Genomic DNA, 19,898 nt, shown 5'->3' with positions numbered 1-19,898 from the left:
TCACGTAAAAATAAATCATATATTGAAGTTAAGGAGGTCATCATATGTTAAATCGCACAAAAGAACGTGTGATGGTTTGGATAGGTATTGTAATTCAACTATTGTCCATCATCACAACAATTTTAACTATGCCTAAAATCTTATCAGGCGAACAAAAAAATGAAATTTTAGAACAGGTTAAACAGCAACAACCTAACGTCACTGATATATTTTCAATGGAACAGTTAAGTCAAATTATAACGATAACAGTTATTGTAGCACTGGTTCTATCAATCGTTTCTTGCATTCTAGCAATCATTAGCATCTCTGTTATCAATAAAAAGGTTAGAATGTCAGGTTCGTTATTAATCATAGCTGGTGTCATAACATTTTTAACGTCATTTATTGCAGGCATTCTCTATATTGTTGCGGGTATTATGTTGGTTGTTAAAAAAACTAAACAACAATTTAGAAATATTAATAATAACAGTTGGCATAGTGATAGCGACAATAAAACTGATAGTTATTCAAGTAGTGAGTCAACATATATGAATCAAGATAACGACCAAGGTTCACATGAGAACCACGATGACTTTATTGAAATGGAACGCCAACGCTTAAAAGAGAAAAAAGAACAAGATCCTTATAAATATTAATACTATCGATTTAAAAATGACTCAAAATCATAAGTGATAAAGCAATGCAGGGACCCGTCATAGAAAAATTTTATAACTAAAATTTTTACTTTAATATGCAAGACGGGCAAGGTTGGGCAAGAGCTAGTAAAGATTAAAAATCTAACTAGCTCTAAATATGTAAGACGGGTATCTACGAAATAATTTTTTGAAAAATATTGCCGTTCCACACCTGTTACAAATAAGTATGCTAATTAAGTATTTTCTAGAAAGAGGTATGTAATGTATAGAATTGGAATTATATCATCACCTGGCGTAGCACATCGCTATGCAGAGCGAATCATTCCAAAAGTTAAACGTAAACTGAATCAGTTACAAAATGACGATTGGCATTTTGAAGTTGTTGTCGATATGATGATCGGTACCGCAGAAGATATTGACAAAGGGATGGATAAAATTGCCAATATTAAAGCAAATAAACAATGGGACTTTGCTATTGGTATCATTGATTTGCCTAATATTAGTGATGGTCAGATTGTTGTGAGTGATGTTAATCATAGTCGAGCAACCGCGTATATTTCTTTACCTTCATTAGGATTTTTAAATATCACACATAAATTAACGAAGATGATTAGTTCGTTAATGACACAATTTGTGAATAACGAAAGTGACCACCATTTAAAGATTCATCCTCTGGCGTATATTAAAAAAGTTCAAGATACAACGCAAAATAATGACAGCCAATATAGATATATTAATGCGACATTTATTATTGCTTGGATTCAATTGATTTGCGGCTTAACGAGAGCAAATGAGCCATGGAAAGCCATCACAAATTTTAAAAAAATCATTTCAGTGGCTTTTGCAACGGGTACCTATGTGGCTATATTTTCAATGCCGTGGCAACTAAGTGTGATATACTCACCTATCAGATTTATCATATTGATGATTATTGCAATTGTTGGTATGTCATGTTGGTTATTGTATGCACATCAATTATTTGAGAGGCAGACGAGCGATTCACAAAAGATATATCGAACAATTTATAATATCACCACGTTATTAACATTAATGGTAATTACATTTATTAGTTACGCAATTTTATATATATTATTATCGATTAGCGTTACATTATTTGTTCCTAATCGTTTGTTTAATGCTTGGACTACTGCGACCTCCGCACACACTTTTAGCAATTATTTAAAATTAATATGGTTTGTCTCATCATTAGGTTTATTAGCAGGTGCTATGGGGTCTACAGTTGAAAGTGAAGAGAAGGTGAGACGTTTAACATATTCATATCGTCAATATTATCGCTATAAGCAAGCAGAAGAAGATGAACAACAACAGTTTGATTATAATAAAAAGCAAATAAAACAGAAAAACACTAGTAGTAATGATCAAAGTGATTAATGAGTATCAGGATAAGGAGGGGTGTTGTGGCTCAAAAAATAATAGTAGGGCTCGTTGTGGCACCAGGTGTGACTGAGAAATTAGGACAGCAGTTAACAGCTGAGTTACCAGATATTTTTATTGATGAAATTGATAGTAACATCTCTTGGGAAACTGATTTAGTCGTTGATCCGTTAACAGGATTTGCTGAAACTGTCGATGATATTTATAACGAAATTACTAACTATTACCAAGAAAAATCGTGGCAGTATGTCATAGCGATAACAGATTTACCAATGTTTGTTAATGGTCATGTTATGGCATTAGATATAAATAATGAACAGGGAGTTGCCGTTATATCTTATCCGTCATTTGGTTGGAGACCAATCAAAAAAAGAATGACAAATACAATTGTCAGTATCATAAGGAATGTACATCAATCTAATTTAGCTGATCAAGATTATGATGCTAATAATCATATTAAACATACAATGAATAAACAATTTCCGTTAGCCAAGGTTACTAAAGCTAAACAATATTTAGATGAAACAGAGTCTAAGCATACCAGATATATCGCTAATTCAAGCATTATGGGTATGTTTAGATTAATTAGTGGTATGACGTTTGCTAATAATCCACTTAAAATGATGATTAGTTTTAGTAATATTGTTGCAATTGCTTTTACAACCGGAGCATTTGGTATGGTATTTTCAACAATGTGGCAACTGGCTAATGAATTTTCAATGATAAGACTATTTAGTATTTCGGTAATAGCTATTTTAGGCATGCTATTGTGGATAGTTATGGCACATCAATTATGGGAACCCAACAACAACAGTCGTCACAAGAGAATCATTTGGTTATATAATCTTACAACAATTATGACGTTACTAGTAGCAATCATCATCTACTATTGTGTACTTTATATGCTATTTTTAACGGCAGAAGTTATTTTATTGCCAGCTGATTTTTTAGGTCAACAAGTCAAACTAGGACATGCAGCTGGACTGGATTTATATTTAAGCATTCCGTGGTTTGCTACATCGATTTCAACTGTTGCCGGTGCAATTGGAGCAGGGTTGCTGGATGACCAAAGAGTTAAAGAAAGTACATATGGCTATAGACAACGGTTAAGATATAATAATAAACAACACGACCTATAAAAGGACATATAAGTTTATAATTTAAATGAATGCTTCTGAATACTTATTTGAATTCAAATATATTCAGAAGTATTTTTTATTTTTTAAAAGAGAAATGAAATCAACTATATCCTTTATTAATTATAAAAGACTTGAATTTATAATTTTTTAAATAAAGCTAAACTTTATTGAAGTATATTATGTTACTATCCGAAAAATAATTTTATAAAATTATCTTGCGCAAAATAATAAAAGACATTATAATAACTATATTAACAAATAATGAAAATTACATATAAGTAATAATTTGTTATTTAGGAGGAAACATATGTCAAACAAAAAGAAGAACAATGTAGGATCACGCTTAGATTTTATGCCCAATAGATTGAATAAATATTCAATCAGAAAGTTCACGGTAGGTACTGCTTCAATATTGGTAGGAGCATCACTTATTTTAGGTCACCAAGAAGCCAAAGCAGCAGAAACGACTCAATCAGAGAGTTCTCCAAATACTGATTCAACTAATCAATCCACGGATAACACGACTTCTAATGTACAATCAAACAATGCAACGCAAGCTACTACTTCAGATACTCAAAATACTACAACTAAGTCACCAACTTCTAACACAACAGCATCCACAGTTAATGAAAAAGTAGAAACAACTAATAAAAATGATACAAAGTTAAACGAAGACAAAGAGATAACAAATAAAGATAATGTCAATACGAATAATGACATACCGACAACTAATAACAAAGCAGAGACTTCGTCTCATGACAAAGCAACTACTCAACCAGACACTGCAAATTCATCTAATGACCAACATGCTGACCAAAATCAACAAAGTAACAAAAAAGTCAATAATAGTCAAAAAGCACAAAATAAAACTGTGAAAACTAATCAAAGTAACACAAATCAACAGAACACATCAGACAGTACTAAAACAGCTAAATCGAATAACACAACAACTAAAAAAGAACAATACGCAACCAATAAAGTAGCTGATTTAGGTGTTGATAAAACTGTACAAACTGATGTTGCTCAAAATGTGAAATCTCAAAATGATATTTCTAATTTATCTAAAGAACAGTTAGATCAAATTATTTTAGCTACAACAATTCAAAAAGATCTACAGAATCCTAATTCTAAACTTGGCTTAGATCCTTTTATATCACTAGCGGCAACACCAGCATCAGCTTCAACGACACCAACACCTGTTAGTCCAAAATTCAAAACTAGAATGTTATTGACAACACCGACAACTTCAGGTACCAATGTCAATGATAAAGTGAATTTTACTAATTTAACAATGACTACGACACAAGGTCGTACGCTAAATGGTAATCCAGATGTGTGGATAACATCAGCTGATAATATTATTATTAAAGGGAATTATCAAATTGATAATACAGTTAAAGAGGGAGACTACTTTACTGTAAAATACGGAGACTATATTAGACCAGGTGGAGGAATTGATTATTTACCAGGAAATGTAGATTTGAAAAGTGTTGATGGAGATATCGTTGCACGTGGTGATTATGATAAGGCATCTAATACCATTAAATACACGTTCACCAATTATGTAGATCAATATAAGGATATTAAAGGTTCATTTACCAGCATCAATTCTGCTAAACGTGAAAATGCCACAACTGATAAGACAGTGTATCCTATGGTTGTAACGTATGGTAATCAATCAGTTACTAAAAATATAGCGGTAGAATATGGCAATAATAAATCGGATGTACTTGTTTCTGCAACAAGCTACTCTAATAACAAACAATATAATATGGTTACCTATGTTAACCAACCAGGATCAATTCATTATAATACTAAATTAACGACAGATCTTAATGGTTTCACATTAGATAAAAATAATTTCAAAATATATGAAGTATTGGATACTTCTGCAATGGTTGATAGTTTCACACCAAATTATAGTGATACTAGCAAACTAAAAGATGTGACGTCATCATTTACATCTGCTATAACAACAAACAATGACAATACACAAGCTACAATCAACTTTGGAACTATAGCTCAAAATAAACGCTATATTGTATCTCAAGTAATGACAAGAACTGGAAACACAACTTCAGATACTATTTCATATACTTTAGCAGGTTTAGATAAAAATAATAAATCAGAGAGTGTAAAAAAAGTGAATAGTTATAGTACATCAAGCGGTACATCTACTGCTAATGGTACTGAATTAACATATGAAATCGGAGATTATGTTTGGGAAGATACAAATCAAGATGGTATTCAAAATGACGGTGGCAAAGGTATTGCAGGCGTTTATGTCAAATTAACAGATACTACAACTGGTACTGTTATTGATCGTGTAACTACAGATGCGAATGGTAAATATCTGTTCAAAAACGTGCCAAATGGTACATACAAAGTTGACTTTACTGCACCAAGTAACTATACTGCATCACCTGTTTCAGCAGGATCAGATACTGCTTTGGATTCAAATGGTCAAACAACAACAGTAGTTGTTAATAATGCTAATAATTATACGATTGATAGTGGCTTTTTCCGCAATGACCAATATAAACTTGGAGATTATGTTTGGGAAGATACTAATAAAAATGGTATTCAAGATGCAAATGAAAAAGGCATTGCTGGTGTATCTGTTGCTTTAAAAGACAGTAAGGGCCAAGTTATTGATCAAACAACAACAGATGGTGATGGTAAATATTTATTTACTAACTTAAAAAATGGCACATATACAGTAACGTTCCAACCGCCAGCTGGTTATAAAGCAACATTAGTCAATCAAGGGACAAACAATGCTTTAGATTCAAATGGTTTAGAATCAACAGCAACTATTAATTTTGCAGACAACAACACGATAGATAGTGGATTTATTAAAAAAGATAAATATAATATTGGCGATTTCGTTTGGAACGATAGTAATAAAAATGGTATTCAAGATGCTGGAGAAACTGGTATTGGTGGCGTAACAGTATTATTGAAAAATGACCAAGGACGTACAATTGCCAATACGGTAACTGATAGAGATGGTAAATATGGATTTTATGATATTGAAGAAGGTACTTATACTATTCAATTTATAGAACCAGACGGATATACATTGGCACCAACAAATGTTGGAAGTAATACGAATATCGATTCAAATGGACCGGTTGTAAAATTAGTATTGCAAAACAATGATTATTCAAATGATTTAGGTTTATACAAAAACACAGCGCCAAGTTTGGATGAATATGAAATTACTGTTGAAGATGTAAGCTACAAAAATGAAGTGCGTGAGAATAAATCACTTCCAAAAAATACTATTCAATTAGCGCAACAAGGTGAAGATGGACGCGATCGCGTATTTTATAAACAACTAGGCTATAACCCAGATTTAACAGGTAAAGATCAAAGTAAATTATTACAAGTAAATGGTTATTATTTTGAAGAAGTGCGACGAGATCATCTTTATACTTCTAAAAATGCCATTTTTGAATATAATTTAGATGATAATGCTGGAGTGACAAACATTACGTATAACCCTGGCAATAATACGTATACTGTGACATATAATGATGGTTCGACTAAAGAATTACCTGGACAACAACCTAAAGGTTTAACAATAGACAATAGTTATATAAACAATAATGGAGATACTGTAGTTAATTTCAGTGATGGTTCAACAATAACTATTCCAAAAGGTAAAGATGGTGTCGATGGTAAACCAGGAGTTGATGGTAAAACACCGACAGTAGAGCAAACACCAATTACAAATGACAAAGGAGAACAAACTGGTGTTACGATTATTGTTAAAGATGGTAATGGTAACGTTGTAAGTACTCAAGATGTCTTGAACGGAAAGAATGGAACTGATGGTAAAGATGGAGCCAAAGGTGACAAAGGAGATAAGGGCGATACAGGTGCTAAAGGTGATAAAGGTGATACAGGTGCCGACGGTAAGGACGGCACAAATGGGATCGATGGAAAAGACGGTAAATCACCAACGGTAGAACAAACGCCAATCAAAGACGCACAAGGCAACACAATAGGTACAACCATTATCGTTAAAGATGGAGACGGTAAAGAAATTAGTCGTCAAGATATTTTGAATGGTAAAGATGGAGCTAATGGTGCAGACGGTAAATCACCAACGGTAGAGCAAACACCAATTAAAGATGCACAAGGTAATACAATAGGTACAACTATTATCGTTAAAGATGGAGACGGTAAAGAAATTAGCCGCCAAGATGTCTTGAATGGTAAAGATGGAGCCAAAGGTGATAAAGGTGATACAGGTGCCGACGGTAAGGACGGCACAAATGGTATCGATGGAAAAGACGGTAAATCACCAACGGTAGAACAAACGCCAATCAAAGACGCACAAGGCAACACAATAGGTACAACCATTATTGTTAAAGACGGAGACGGCAAAGAAATTAGTCGTCAAGATATCTTAAATGGTAAAGATGGAGCTAATGGTGCAGACGGTAAAGATGGTAAAACACCAACAGTAGAACAAACACCAATCAAAGATGCACAAGGTAACACAATAGGTACAACCATTATCGTTAAAGATGGAGACGGTAAAGAAATTAGTCGTCAAGATATCTTGAATGGTAAAGATGGAACTGATGGTGTAGACGGCAAAGATGGAGCCAAAGGTGAAAAAGGAGATAAGGGCGATACAGGTGCTAAAGGCGACAAAGGCGATACAGGAGCCGACGGTAAGGACGGCACAAATGGTATCGATGGAAAAGACGGTAAATCACCAACGGTAGAACAAACGCCAATCAAAGACGCACAAGGCAACACAATAGGTACAACCATTATTGTTAAAGATGGAGACGGTAAAGAAATTAGCCGCCAAGATGTCTTGAATGGTAAAGATGGAGCCAAAGGTGATACAGGAGCCGACGGTAAGGACGGCACAAATGGTATCGATGGAAAAGACGGTAAGACGCCAAGTGTAGAACAAACACCAATCAAAGACGCACAAGGCAACACAATAGGTACAACCATTATTGTTAAAGACGGAGACGGCAAAGAAATTAGTCGTCAAGATATCTTAAATGGTAAAGATGGAGCTAATGGTGCAGACGGTAAAGATGGTAAATCACCAACAGTAGAACAAACACCAATCAAAGATGCACAAGGCAACACAATAGGTACAACCATTATTGTTAAAGACGGAGACGGCAAAGAAATTAGTCGTCAAGATATCTTAAATGGTAAAGATGGAGCTAATGGTGCAGACGGTAAAGATGGTAAAACACCAACAGTAGAACAAACACCAATCAAAGATGCACAAGGTAACACAATAGGTACAACCATTATCGTTAAAGATGGAGACGGTAAAGAAATTAGTCGTCAAGATATCTTAAATGGTAAAGATGGAACTGATGGTGTAGACGGCAAAGATGGCGCCAAAGGTGACAAAGGAGATACAGGTGCTAAAGGCGACAAAGGTGATAAGGGTGATACAGGAGCCAACGGTAAGGACGGTACAAATGGTACATCTGTAACAACAATTACTGAAGCCGGTACAAAAGATGGTCAAAACGGTTCTTATGTTAGAACTTATGAAATTAATCCAGATGGCAGTCGCGGTAATTTAATCAGTGAAACGTTTATTAAAGATGGTAAAGATGGAATCAATGGGATAGATGGTACATCGATTACAGCTGAAACTACACCTGGAATAGATAGCGATGGTAATAACGGTTCATACATTAGAATCTATGAAGTAAATCCAGATGGCAGTCGTGGCAACTTAATTAGTGAAACGTTCATCAAAGATGGCGCTAAGGGCGATACAGGAGCCAACGGTAAAGACGGCACAAATGGTATCGATGGAAAAGATGGTAAATCACCAACGGTAGAACAAACACCAATTAAAGATGCACAAGGTAATACAATAGGTACAACTATTATCGTTAAAGATGGAGACGGTAAAGAAATTAGCCGCCAAGATGTCTTGAATGGTAAAGATGGAGCTGATGGAGCAGACGGTAAAGATGGTAAAACACCGACAGTAGAGCAAACACCAATTAAAGATGCACAAGGTAATACAATAGGTACAACCATTATCGTTAAAGATGGAGATGGCAAAGAAATCAGCCGCCAAGATGTCTTGAATGGTAAAGATGGAACTGATGGTGTAGACGGCAAAGATGGCGCCAAAGGTGAAAAAGGAGATAAGGGCGATACAGGTGCTAAAGGCGATAAAGGTGACAAAGGCGATAAGGGCGATACAGGAGCCGACGGTAAGGACGGCACGAATGGTGTAGACGGCAAAGATGGTAAAACACCAACAGTAGAGCAAACGCCAATTAAAGACGCACAAGGCAATACAATAGGTACAACCATTATCGTTAAAGATGGAGACGGTAAAGAAATCAGTCGTCAAGATATCTTAAATGGTCAAGATGGCAAATCACCTCAAGTGAAACAAGAACCAATATTAGACAAAGATGGCAATCAAATTGGTGTGAAGATTATTACTATTGATGGTGATGGTAAAGTTACAGATACACAAAATATCATGAATGGTAAGAATGGCGCAGACGGTAAAGACGGTATCGATGGCAAGACACCAAGTGTTGAACAACAACCAATACTAGATAAAGATGGCAACCAAATCGGTGTCACTATTATTGTTAGAGATGGTAACGGTACAGAATTGAGTCGTCAAGATGTCATGAATGGTCAAAAAGGCACAGACGGAGCTAATGGTAAGGATGGGCTTAATGGCAAAGATGGCAAGACGCCAAGTGTTGAACAACAACCAATACTAGATAAAGATGGCAACCAAATCGGTGTTACCATTATCGTTAAAGATGGAGACGGTAAAGAAATTAACCGTCAAAATATTATGAATGGTACAAATGGTGTTGATGGTAAATCTCCTTCAATAGAAACAAGACCTGTACTAGATGATAGCGGTAAGCAAACAGGTATCATTGTTATTACACGTGATGGCGATGGTAAAGAGATTAATCGTCAAACAATTACTAACGGAATAGATGGTAAATCAATTACAGCTGTTACAGAACGTGGCGAACAAAATGGCCAACCAGGTTCTTACGTTAGAGTTTACGAAGTAAATCCAGATGGTAGTCGTGGTAATTTAATTAGCGAATCATTTGTAGCAGATGGTCAAAAAGGCACAGATGGTACAAATGGTGTTGACGGTAAAGACGGTAAGACACCAAGTATTGAACAACAACCAATATTAGATAAAGATGGCAACCAAATTGGTGTGACAGTGATTGTTAAAGATGGAGACGGTAAAGAAATTAACCGTCAAAATATTTTAAATGGTCAAAATGGTCAAAACGGTAAAGATGGTGTAGATGGCCAAAATGGTAAGTCAATCACTTCTGTTACAGAACGTGGTGAGCAAAATGGCCAATCAGGTTCTTACATTAAAATTTATGAAGTGAATCCAGATGGTAGTCGTGGTAATTTAATCAGTGAAACATTTATTGCAGACGGTAAAGACGGCAAAAATGGCATTGATGGTAAAGACGGTAAGACACCAAGTATTGAACAACAACCAATCATCGATAAAGATGGTAAGCAAATTGGTGTAACAGTGATTGTCAAAGACGGCAATGGTCACGAAATCGATCGTCAAACGATTATGAATGGTAAAGATGGCATTGATGGTAAAGACGGTAAGACACCAAGTATTGAACAACAACCAATATTAGATAAAGATGGTAAGCAAATTGGTGTAACAGTGATTGTTAAAAACGGAGATGGCCAAGAAATAAGTCGTCAAAACATTTATAATGGTCAAAACGGTCAAAATGGTGTAGATGGCCAAGATGGCAAGACACCAAGTGTTGAACAACAACCAATACTAGATAAAGATGGCAATCAAATTGGTGTGACAGTTATTACTAGAGATGGCAATGGCAACGAAGTTAGTCGCCAAAATGTTTATAATGGCCAAAACGGTAAAGATGGTAAGACACCAACAATTGAGCAACGTCCTATTACAGACGATCAAGGTAAGCAAATTGGCGTGACAATTATCGTCAAAGATGGCGATGGAAATGAAATAAGCCGTCAAACAATTGTCAATGGAACTGATGGCCAAAATGGTGTAGATGGTCAAAACGGTAAATCTGTTACAGCAATCACTGAACGTGGTGAACAAAATGGCCAATCAGGTTCATATATTCGAATTTATGAACAAAATGCAGATGGAACACAAGGAAAATTAATTAGCGAAACATTTATTGCGGATGGCCAAAATGGTACAAACGGTAAAGACGGTCAAAATGGCATTGATGGCAAAGATGGAAAATCGCCAAGTATTGAACAACGTCCAATCATCGATAAAGATGGTAAGCAAATAGGTGTAACAGTAATTGTCAAAGATAGCAATGGTCAAGAAATTAGTCATCAAGATATTTATAATGGTCAAGATGGCCAAAATGGTATTGATGGTAAGGATGGAAAATCACCTAGTATTGAACAACAACCAATCATCGATAAAGATGGTAAGCAAATAGGTGTAACAATAATTGTTAAAGATATTGATGGTAAAGAAATAAGTCGTCAAAATATCTATAATGGTCAAGATGGTAAAACACCAACAGTAGAACAACAACCTTCTTACGATAAAGATGGTAAGCAAAATGGCATTATTATTATTGTACGTGATGGTAATGGCAACGAAATTAATCGTCAAACGGTATTGAATGGCAAAGATGGTATTGACGGTAAGACACCAAGTGTAGAACAGCAACCAATATTAGATAAAGATGGCAAACAAATTGGGCTAACTATTATAGTCAAAGATGGTAATGGTAAAGAAATAAGTCGTCAAAATATTTATAACGGTCAAGATGGAAAAGACGGCAAAGATGGTATTAATGGTAAAGATGGTCAATCAGTAATAGCACTTACAGAACGTGGAACAAAAGATGATCAAACAGGCTCCTATGTTAGAATCTATGAAAAGAATGCAGATGGAACACAAGGAAAATTGATTAGTGAAACATTCATTGCTGATGGCAAAAACGGTAAAGATGGCCAAGATGGCAAAACACCAAGCATTGAACAACAACCTCTAAAAGATAGTGAAGGAAAGCAAGTGGGTATTGTTGTTATTATTAAAGATGGTAATGGTAAAGAGGTTAGTCGCGAAGTTATTTTAAATGGTATAAATGGCCAAAATGGTAAAGACGGCAAGGATGGTAAGACACCAACTGTAGATATAGTTCCTATTAAAGATAAAGATGGTAAACAAATTGGCATTACTATTATAGTTAAAGATGGAGACGGTAAAGAAACAAGTCACCAAGATATCTTAAATAGTAGCAATACTAATATTACTAATATCACAAATATTTATATCAACATAGAAGGTAATCTAGTAATTACTTGTAATGATGGGACTAAAATCGTATGTCCTTGTCATCCAAGTAACCCAGGGACACCAGATAAACCAAGCAACCCAGGGACACCGGATAAACCAAGCAACCCAGGGACACCGGACAAACCGAGCAATCCAGGCACGCCAGATAAGCCGAGCAACCCAGGGACACCAGATAAACCAAGCAACCCAGGGACACCGGATAAGCCAAGTAACCCAGGGACACCAGATAAACCAAGCAACCCAGGGACACCGGATAAGCCAAGCAATCCAGGAACGCCAGATAAACCGAGCAATCCAGGCACACCGGATAAACCGAACAACCCAGGCACGCCAGATAAACCGAGCAACCCAGGGACACCGGATAAGCCAAGCAACCCAGGGACACCAGATAAACCAAGCAATCCAGGCACGCCAAGCAACCCAGAAAACACACAACATAATCAACAACACACAGTGAAAACTGGAAAAGAGCAATATTTCAAATACAATACAACAATTTCATATCACAAAATTGAGCATAAACAAACAGTAACTAATGACGGCACAACTAAGCAACAATTACCAAGTACAGGTGGTATGACGCATTCTCATAACACAGAATTATTTGGCTCATTATTTGCATTAGCAAGTTCATTATTACTATTAGGCGGTAGAAGACGCCAACAAAAGAGTAAATAAAGATATAGAATCATCTAACCGATAAGGGATATTCTCTTATCGGTTTTTTAGTCAGAAAATAAAAATAAAAAAATATAGCATAATAATATAAAATGATTTAAAATATTTTGTGATAACAAAATAAATAGTTGAAGACGGTATACGAAGAGATTTTAAAACTATGAAGTTTACTGTTGATTGCTATTAAACGCATTGTCTTATACGATAAAGTGTCATTTAATAATAATGTTACTTTGAATATTTAGTAGAAAATATCACAAAAATTGCTTTATTTTATTAATAATTAGCAACTCGTTTAATTAATTGAAAATAGAATAAACATAATATTATGATAACAATAAATACTAAATATAACATAAATGTTCGCTTTTATTTTTTATAATTGAATTATTAGAGTTGATGTTTTAATATGTATTCGGTCGCACACGATACAAAATGGCATATATTAATAATGTGAAACTGCATAAATAAGAAATATTAACATCGGTAATATATGTACGCATGAGTTCTAAAGGAGGGATACACAAAATCTATATAAAGATGTGAAGTAATCATAAGGTCTATGTATTAAATCACTAATAACATATCATTATTACTTTAATAATGTTAGGTAGTGAAACTTCTAAGAAGAAAGACCATCAAGACAGGATTAACGTATATATTAAGAGGTTTACTAATTGTCTTTAAAAAATAAAGAACAAGGATGATTATAATGAGGGGGTTATAATGTAAGTCATTGTGTGGAGACTAGCAATATCACACGAAGTAGTCAATTTACACTAACACACAGAAATTATTTAGAGTTTAGTTTGTATAAGTTGGGTAAAAACCTAAAAGCGAACATTATTAATTGCATGGATAAAAAAAGTGTAATACCATATAATGTTTACTTGAAGTATTTGTTAATGTTTATTTTATCTGAAAATTCTAAAAAATATGCAATTAATGACAAAGTCGCAATATAGAGGTGCCTTATGAATAGGAGAAATGTTTATGATATAGAAGTATGTGATCATGATGGCTCAACTTACAAACTAGATCAATATCGCAATCAAGTTATTTTAATAGTTAATACAGCAACAAATTGTATATTTAATGAGCAGTTAACGGAATTAGAGATGCTATTTCAAAAATATAAAGAACAAGGATTTACAATTTTGAGTTTTCCAAATAACACATTTGATAATCGCGAACCAGATCCAATCGATGATGTTGTACAATTAAACAGACAAAAATTTGGTGTTAGTTTTCCAATTTTGGATAAAGTATTAGTTAATGGTAAAAATGAGCATCCATTGTTTACTTATTTAAAAGCGGAACAACCGGGTCTATTTGGCTCTCAAATTAAATGGAATTTCACAAAATTTGTTATAGATAGACAAGGTAATGTAGTTAAACGCTTTTTACCAATGGATGATCCGTTAGAAATGACGTCGTTTATTGAATCACTACTATAATATAGATATTTAAAATAATATGGTTTATCAGTTAAACATCTTTTTTATCCATGATGACCATTGATGTGAAGCATATTGAAGCAAAGGATATATCCCCTTTACTTCAGTATGCTTTTTATTATGGTTCTCTGTTTTTCAGGACTGGTAAATAAAAAGTGAATAGTTTAAAAAATAATTATGTATCAGTCCAATTTGGGAGAGAATCTCTATTATTTAGTGATATTCAAAATAGGCCATGCGACCTATTTTACTCAATCTGAAATTTGGTACATAATGACAATAGAGAGAAAATGAATATTAAAGTCATTGACGTTAATCATAATCAACTATATAGAAATTAATCTTGGACTAGATGTAGTAGACCTTAATGCTGTCATATTATTGACGAGCACTGTAAAAAGAAAATGATAGTTACAATTTAATAGAGGTGAGTAAGATTGAAATTAAATGCTAGTAATAGTCCTTTTACAGCTTCACAAGCTGATGAATTGAATACATTGATACAGTCATTATCTAGTGAACAAAAACATTGGTTAAGTGGCTATTTATTAAACGAGCAAATAATGGAGGGTGATGGTCAGTCTTCTACGTCAACTGATGAAGGAGAGTTATCCAATAACGTAACACCATTGAATAGCCAACAGCAAAGTGCAATACAATCAGAAACAGCGCATATGTTAGAAAAGAAAGAGCCTCACATTAAAGCAAATGGTAGTCATATTACAGTTTTATACGGTACAGAATCTGGTAATGCAATGAACTTAGCAGAAATTTTTACTGATCGTTTAATTGATATTGGTCATCAAGTGACGTTAAATGCGATGGATGATTTTGATACAACGAAAGTAGCACAAGTCGAAAATTTATTTATTATTACCTCAACACACGGTGAAGGAGATCCACCAGACAATGCGTGGGATTTTTATGACTTTTTAGAGAGTAAACAAGCACCGCGTTTAGATCATGTCAGTTTTTCTGTTTTAGCTTTAGGAGATCAAACTTATGAATTCTTTTGCCAAGCAGGAAAAGATGCAGATACAGCACTTGAAAAGTTAGGTGCACAACGACTTTATCCTCGTGTGGATTGTGATATTGATTATGAAGAAAATGCTGAAAAGTGGATGGCTAATGTCATTAATACGATAGATAATACTGCAAATAACGTACAAAGCGAACCTATTATAAGTGAATCGATTAAGTCAGCGAAAGAAAAGAAATATTCTAAGTCTAACCCATACTATGCAGAAGTATTAGCAAATGATAACCTCAATGGTGAAGGTTCCAATAAAGAAACGAGACATGTAGAGTTACTACTTGATAACTTTGGAGAATCATATGATCCTGGTGATTGTATTGGCGTCTTACCCAAAAATGATCCACAAATGGTCGACTTACTAATAAGTATGTTAGGTTGGGACCCAGAAACACAAATACCAATCAATGCAAATGGTGATACTTTAAGTGTGGAAGAGGCTTTAACCACTCATTTTGAAATTACGCGCTTGACATTGCCGTTATTAATCAGTGCTGAACTTTATTTCGATAATGATGAGTTGACTGAACAAATGGAAGAAGAGAATTGGGCTAAAGAATATGTAGTTGGTAGAGACTTCATTGATTTATTAACAGATTTTCCAACTACAGAATTACAACCTGAAAATTTAACCGATATATTAAGAAAACTGCCTCCTAGAGAGTATTCAATTTCAAGTAGCTTTATGGCAACACCTGATGAGGTACACTTAACTGTAGGAACAGTTCGTTATCAATCACATCAACGTCAAAGAAAAGGCGTATGTTCGGTACAATTTGCTGAAAGAGTCAAACCTGGAGATATGGTACCTATTTATTTGAAGAGAAATGCAAATTTTAAATTTCCTACTAGCGAAGATATACCAGTGATTATGATTGGTCCAGGTACGGGTATTGCACCATTTAGATCTTACTTACAAGAACGTGAAGAATTAGGATTAACTGGCCAAACTTGGTTATTCTTTGGTGAACAACACCGACATACAGACTTTTTATATGAAGATGAGTTACAACAATGGCTTGACAATGGTAATCTATCTCGCTTGGATTTAGCCTTTTCAAGAGATAGTGAACAGAAAGAATATGTACAACATAAAATATTAGAACAAAGTCATTTATTTAATGAATGGTTAGAACAAGGTGCCGCTATTTATATTTGTGGTGATGAAAAGTGTATGGCCAAAGATGTCCATCAAGCTATTAAAGATGTATTGGTTAAAGAGCGTCATATTTCACAAGAGGAAGCGGAAACAGTACTAAGACAAATGAAGCAACAGCATCGTTATCAACGAGATGTTTATTAAAATGACGATATAGCTATAAGTGTTGGAAGATGAGTTAATGGAGGTTAGATGGCTAGATGAAGATGCCCTTATTGATAGATTTAACAGATAAAGAAGTCATCATTGTTGGTGGTGGCAAGGTTGCAAGCCGTAAAGCACAAACATTAAGTAACTATAGCCAACACATTATTGTCATTAGTCCAACTATTAATGACGCTATACAAGTATTAGTTAAGCAACATAAGGTTGTTTGGAAAAGAAAGCAATTTGAAGTTGGCGATGTTGAACATGCAGACTTTGTGGTAGCAGCTACCAATCAACCTGAAGTGAATAGGCAAGTTCAACTAGCTATTCCCAAACATACGCTATTCAATCATGCTAGTGAAGCAGAGAGTGGAGATGTTAGTTTTCCGAGTACGTTTAATAGAGATAGATTATCTATTAGTGTCTCAACAGATGGTGCAAGCCCCAAACTAACTAAATACATTATAGAGCAATTAAAAGTGTTATATCCGTCATCTTATGCGCCATTTATTCAATTTTTATATACGAGTAGACAAATAATAAAATGCCTTAATATGTCTCACGAACAAAAACAACGTTTATTAACACAAATAACGGAGTTAGAGTATCTAGATATAGCAAAGCAACAACAGTTTCTAGAGTGGCTAAAAACCTTAAAGTAAAGGAATAGATAGTGCATTGTAGAAGTATAACTAAATATATAAAAAGCCGACTAAGTTTTGATAGTAAGTATCAACTTAGTCGGCTTTTTAGTAATAGCTATTGTCATCCAATTAAATTTAAAAATTGTCTGATGAATTGGAATGGCAAGCGTAATAGTGTTAAACCTCAGTTTGTATATTATATTAAAATTTTAAGTTGTATAAGTTATATCTGTTAGTTGGAATTATGCAGTTGCCTGTGAAGCTATCATATATCCTAATGCAAAACCGATTAAAGCAAAAACGATTGCAGCGACAATAATAATGATACCATGTGTTTTTTTACCTTTACTAATCGTTAAGGCACCAAAAACAACCCCTGCAGGTCCGAATACGATAGGTAAGAAAAGTAATGATAAAACTGAAAATACCCAACCAAGGATGATAAATACTAAAGTGTTATTATCTTTTTGTTGTTCAGCCATATTGCATCCTCCTTTATTTTTATTTATTTCAAATATATACTATTTTGATGTTTTTGTTAATAAAAAATAATATTTATGATATTAAAAAAACAAAAACATTAGAATATTATACTAATAATACTAAAAAGTATAAGCTAGAGTACTTAATAATAGCTTTTCGGTAATTTAATTGAAGATTATTGATTCTATTGTTTCTCTTGAACATATATTCACTTAATCACATACAAACAAGAAAACGCTTCCACACAACACCCTTTCTTTGTTACAATGGTGTAAATAATTTCATAATATTATGTAAATTTCATAGGTTAAACGTTATAGGGGGGCACGAATTATGCACGGGGATCATTTATGGTTAACAATCATGGGGCTTATTATCATTATTTCTATTGTAGGACTACTCATCGCCCAAAAAATTAGTCCAATAGTTGGTATGACACTTATTCCTTGTCTTGGAGCAATGATATTAGGTTATAGTGTCTCTGACTTAGTTTCTTTCTTTTCTAAAGGATTAGATCAAGTCATGAGTGTAGTTATTATGTTCATTTTTGCCATTATCTTCTTTGGCATAATGACAGATAGTGGTTTGTTTAAACCACTTGTCAAAAGATTAATACTTATGACACGTGGTAACGTTATTATTGTATGTGTTATGACAGCTTTAATTGGTACGTTGGCACAATTAGATGGTGCTGGAGCAGTCACATTTTTACTATCTATACCAGCATTATTACCATTATATAAAGCCTTAAATATGAATAAATACCTATTGATATTGTTATTAGCTCTAAGTGCGGCAATTATGAATATGGTGCCTTGGGGTGGTCCAATGGCACGTGTGGCAACAGTACTAAAAGCTAAAAGTGTTAATGAATTATGGTATGGTTTGATACCCATTCAAATTATAGGTTTCGTCTTAGTTATGTTGTTTGCTGCTTATTTAGGATATAGAGAAAAACAACGTATTAAAAAGGCAATTGCTAGAGGAGAATTAAGTGAAACACAAGATATTGATATACATAAATTAGTGCAAATTTACGAACGAGATCAAGAAATTAAGTTTCCTGTTAGAGGAAGAGCAAAATATAATCCATATATTAAATGGATCAATGTAGTATTAACATTATTAGTTATTATCGCAATGTTGGTGAATATCGCACCTCCGGAATTTGCATTTATGATAGGTGTGTCGTTAGCTCTAATTATTAACTTTAAATCAGTAGACGAACAAATGGATCGTTTAAAAGCACATGCGCCTAATGCATTGATGATGGCAACAGTTATTATTGCTGCAGGTATGTTTTTAGGTGTGCTAAATGAAACAGGTATGTTGAAATCGATTGCTACAGACTTTATTAAAATCATTCCAGCTGAAGTTGGACCATATATACACGTCATTGTTGGGCTATTCGGTGTGCCTTTGGATCTATTAACAAGTACGGATGCATATTATTTTGCAGTATTACCAATTGTTGAACAGACAGCGAGTCAATTTGGGGTACCTGCAGTATCAACTGCTTATGCCATGGTCATTGGTAACATTATTGGAACTTTTGTCAGTCCGTTCTCACCTGCGTTATGGCTTGCTATTGGATTGGCCGAAGCCAATATGGGAACATATATTAAATATGCCTTTTTCTGGATTTGGGGATTTGCAATCGTCATGTTGGTTATCGCCATGTTAATGGGAGTTGTAGCTATTTAAAGCTGTCATTAACTGTTTAGACTACTGAATAATTAGAATTTAAAAAGCATCATACAACAAACCTATGAT

Annotated in this window: 9 protein-coding genes and 1 pseudogene; 9 read left to right on the top strand and 1 reads right to left on the bottom strand. The window is 34.2% G+C overall.

Annotation, left to right across the window (positions count from 1 at the left end):
* Positions 1-44: 44 nt before the first annotated feature.
* From J3R86_RS11715 to J3R86_RS11655, 8 genes and pseudogenes are all read left to right on the top strand, one after another.
* Positions 45-635, top strand: a complete 591-nt coding sequence (locus tag J3R86_RS11715) for a DUF4064 domain-containing protein (RefSeq protein WP_207517448.1) — start codon at positions 45-47, stop codon at positions 633-635.
* Positions 636-896: 261 nt separating this feature from the next.
* Positions 897-2,027 carry a 5,10-methylene-tetrahydrofolate dehydrogenase gene (locus J3R86_RS11710; protein ID WP_207517447.1) on the top strand — a complete coding sequence of 377 codons (1,131 nt, stop codon included), beginning with the start codon at positions 897-899 and terminating at the stop codon, positions 2,025-2,027.
* A 26-nt stretch (positions 2,028-2,053) separates the two neighbouring features.
* Positions 2,054-3,169 carry a 5,10-methylene-tetrahydrofolate dehydrogenase gene (locus J3R86_RS11705; RefSeq protein ID WP_431607786.1) on the top strand — a complete coding sequence of 372 codons (1,116 nt, stop codon included), beginning with the start codon at positions 2,054-2,056 and terminating at the stop codon, positions 3,167-3,169.
* A 307-nt stretch (positions 3,170-3,476) separates the two neighbouring features.
* Positions 3,477-3,642 (top strand): annotated as a pseudogene (locus tag J3R86_RS12330) (YSIRK-type signal peptide-containing protein); the annotation flags it as partial.
* A gap of 749 nt (positions 3,643-4,391) precedes the next feature.
* Positions 4,392-13,202 (top strand): SdrD B-like domain-containing protein, encoded by an 8,811-nt coding sequence (locus tag J3R86_RS12200; RefSeq protein WP_431607787.1) that lies wholly within the window; start codon positions 4,392-4,394, stop codon positions 13,200-13,202.
* A gap of 974 nt (positions 13,203-14,176) precedes the next feature.
* Positions 14,177-14,659: a glutathione peroxidase gene (locus J3R86_RS11665; RefSeq protein ID WP_207517445.1), complete on the top strand. Its 483-nt coding sequence runs from the start codon at positions 14,177-14,179 to the stop codon at positions 14,657-14,659.
* Positions 14,660-15,096: 437 nt separating this feature from the next.
* Positions 15,097-16,995 (top strand): assimilatory sulfite reductase (NADPH) flavoprotein subunit, encoded by a 1,899-nt coding sequence (locus J3R86_RS11660; RefSeq protein WP_207517444.1) that lies wholly within the window; start codon positions 15,097-15,099, stop codon positions 16,993-16,995.
* 56 nt (positions 16,996-17,051) lie between these two features.
* Positions 17,052-17,660, top strand: a complete 609-nt coding sequence (locus J3R86_RS11655; protein ID WP_207517443.1) for an NAD(P)-binding protein — start codon at positions 17,052-17,054, stop codon at positions 17,658-17,660.
* 224 nt (positions 17,661-17,884) lie between these two features.
* Here the strand turns inward: J3R86_RS11655 and J3R86_RS11650 are convergent, their stop codons facing one another.
* A complete protein-coding gene (locus tag J3R86_RS11650) occupies positions 17,885-18,124 on the bottom strand; it encodes a hypothetical protein (protein ID WP_207517442.1) in 240 nt (79 codons plus the stop codon).
* Between the two features lie 334 nt (positions 18,125-18,458).
* Here J3R86_RS11650 and J3R86_RS11645 point away from each other — a divergent pair, with 334 nt between their 5' ends.
* Positions 18,459-19,829 carry a CitMHS family transporter gene (locus J3R86_RS11645; protein WP_207517441.1) on the top strand — a complete coding sequence of 457 codons (1,371 nt, stop codon included), beginning with the start codon at positions 18,459-18,461 and terminating at the stop codon, positions 19,827-19,829.
* Positions 19,830-19,898 lie beyond the last annotated feature (69 nt).

Source organism: Staphylococcus simiae (assembly GCF_017357005.1).
Taxonomy (GTDB): domain Bacteria; phylum Bacillota; class Bacilli; order Staphylococcales; family Staphylococcaceae; genus Staphylococcus; species Staphylococcus simiae_A.
This window is presented reverse-complemented; position numbering and strand designations above follow the sequence as displayed.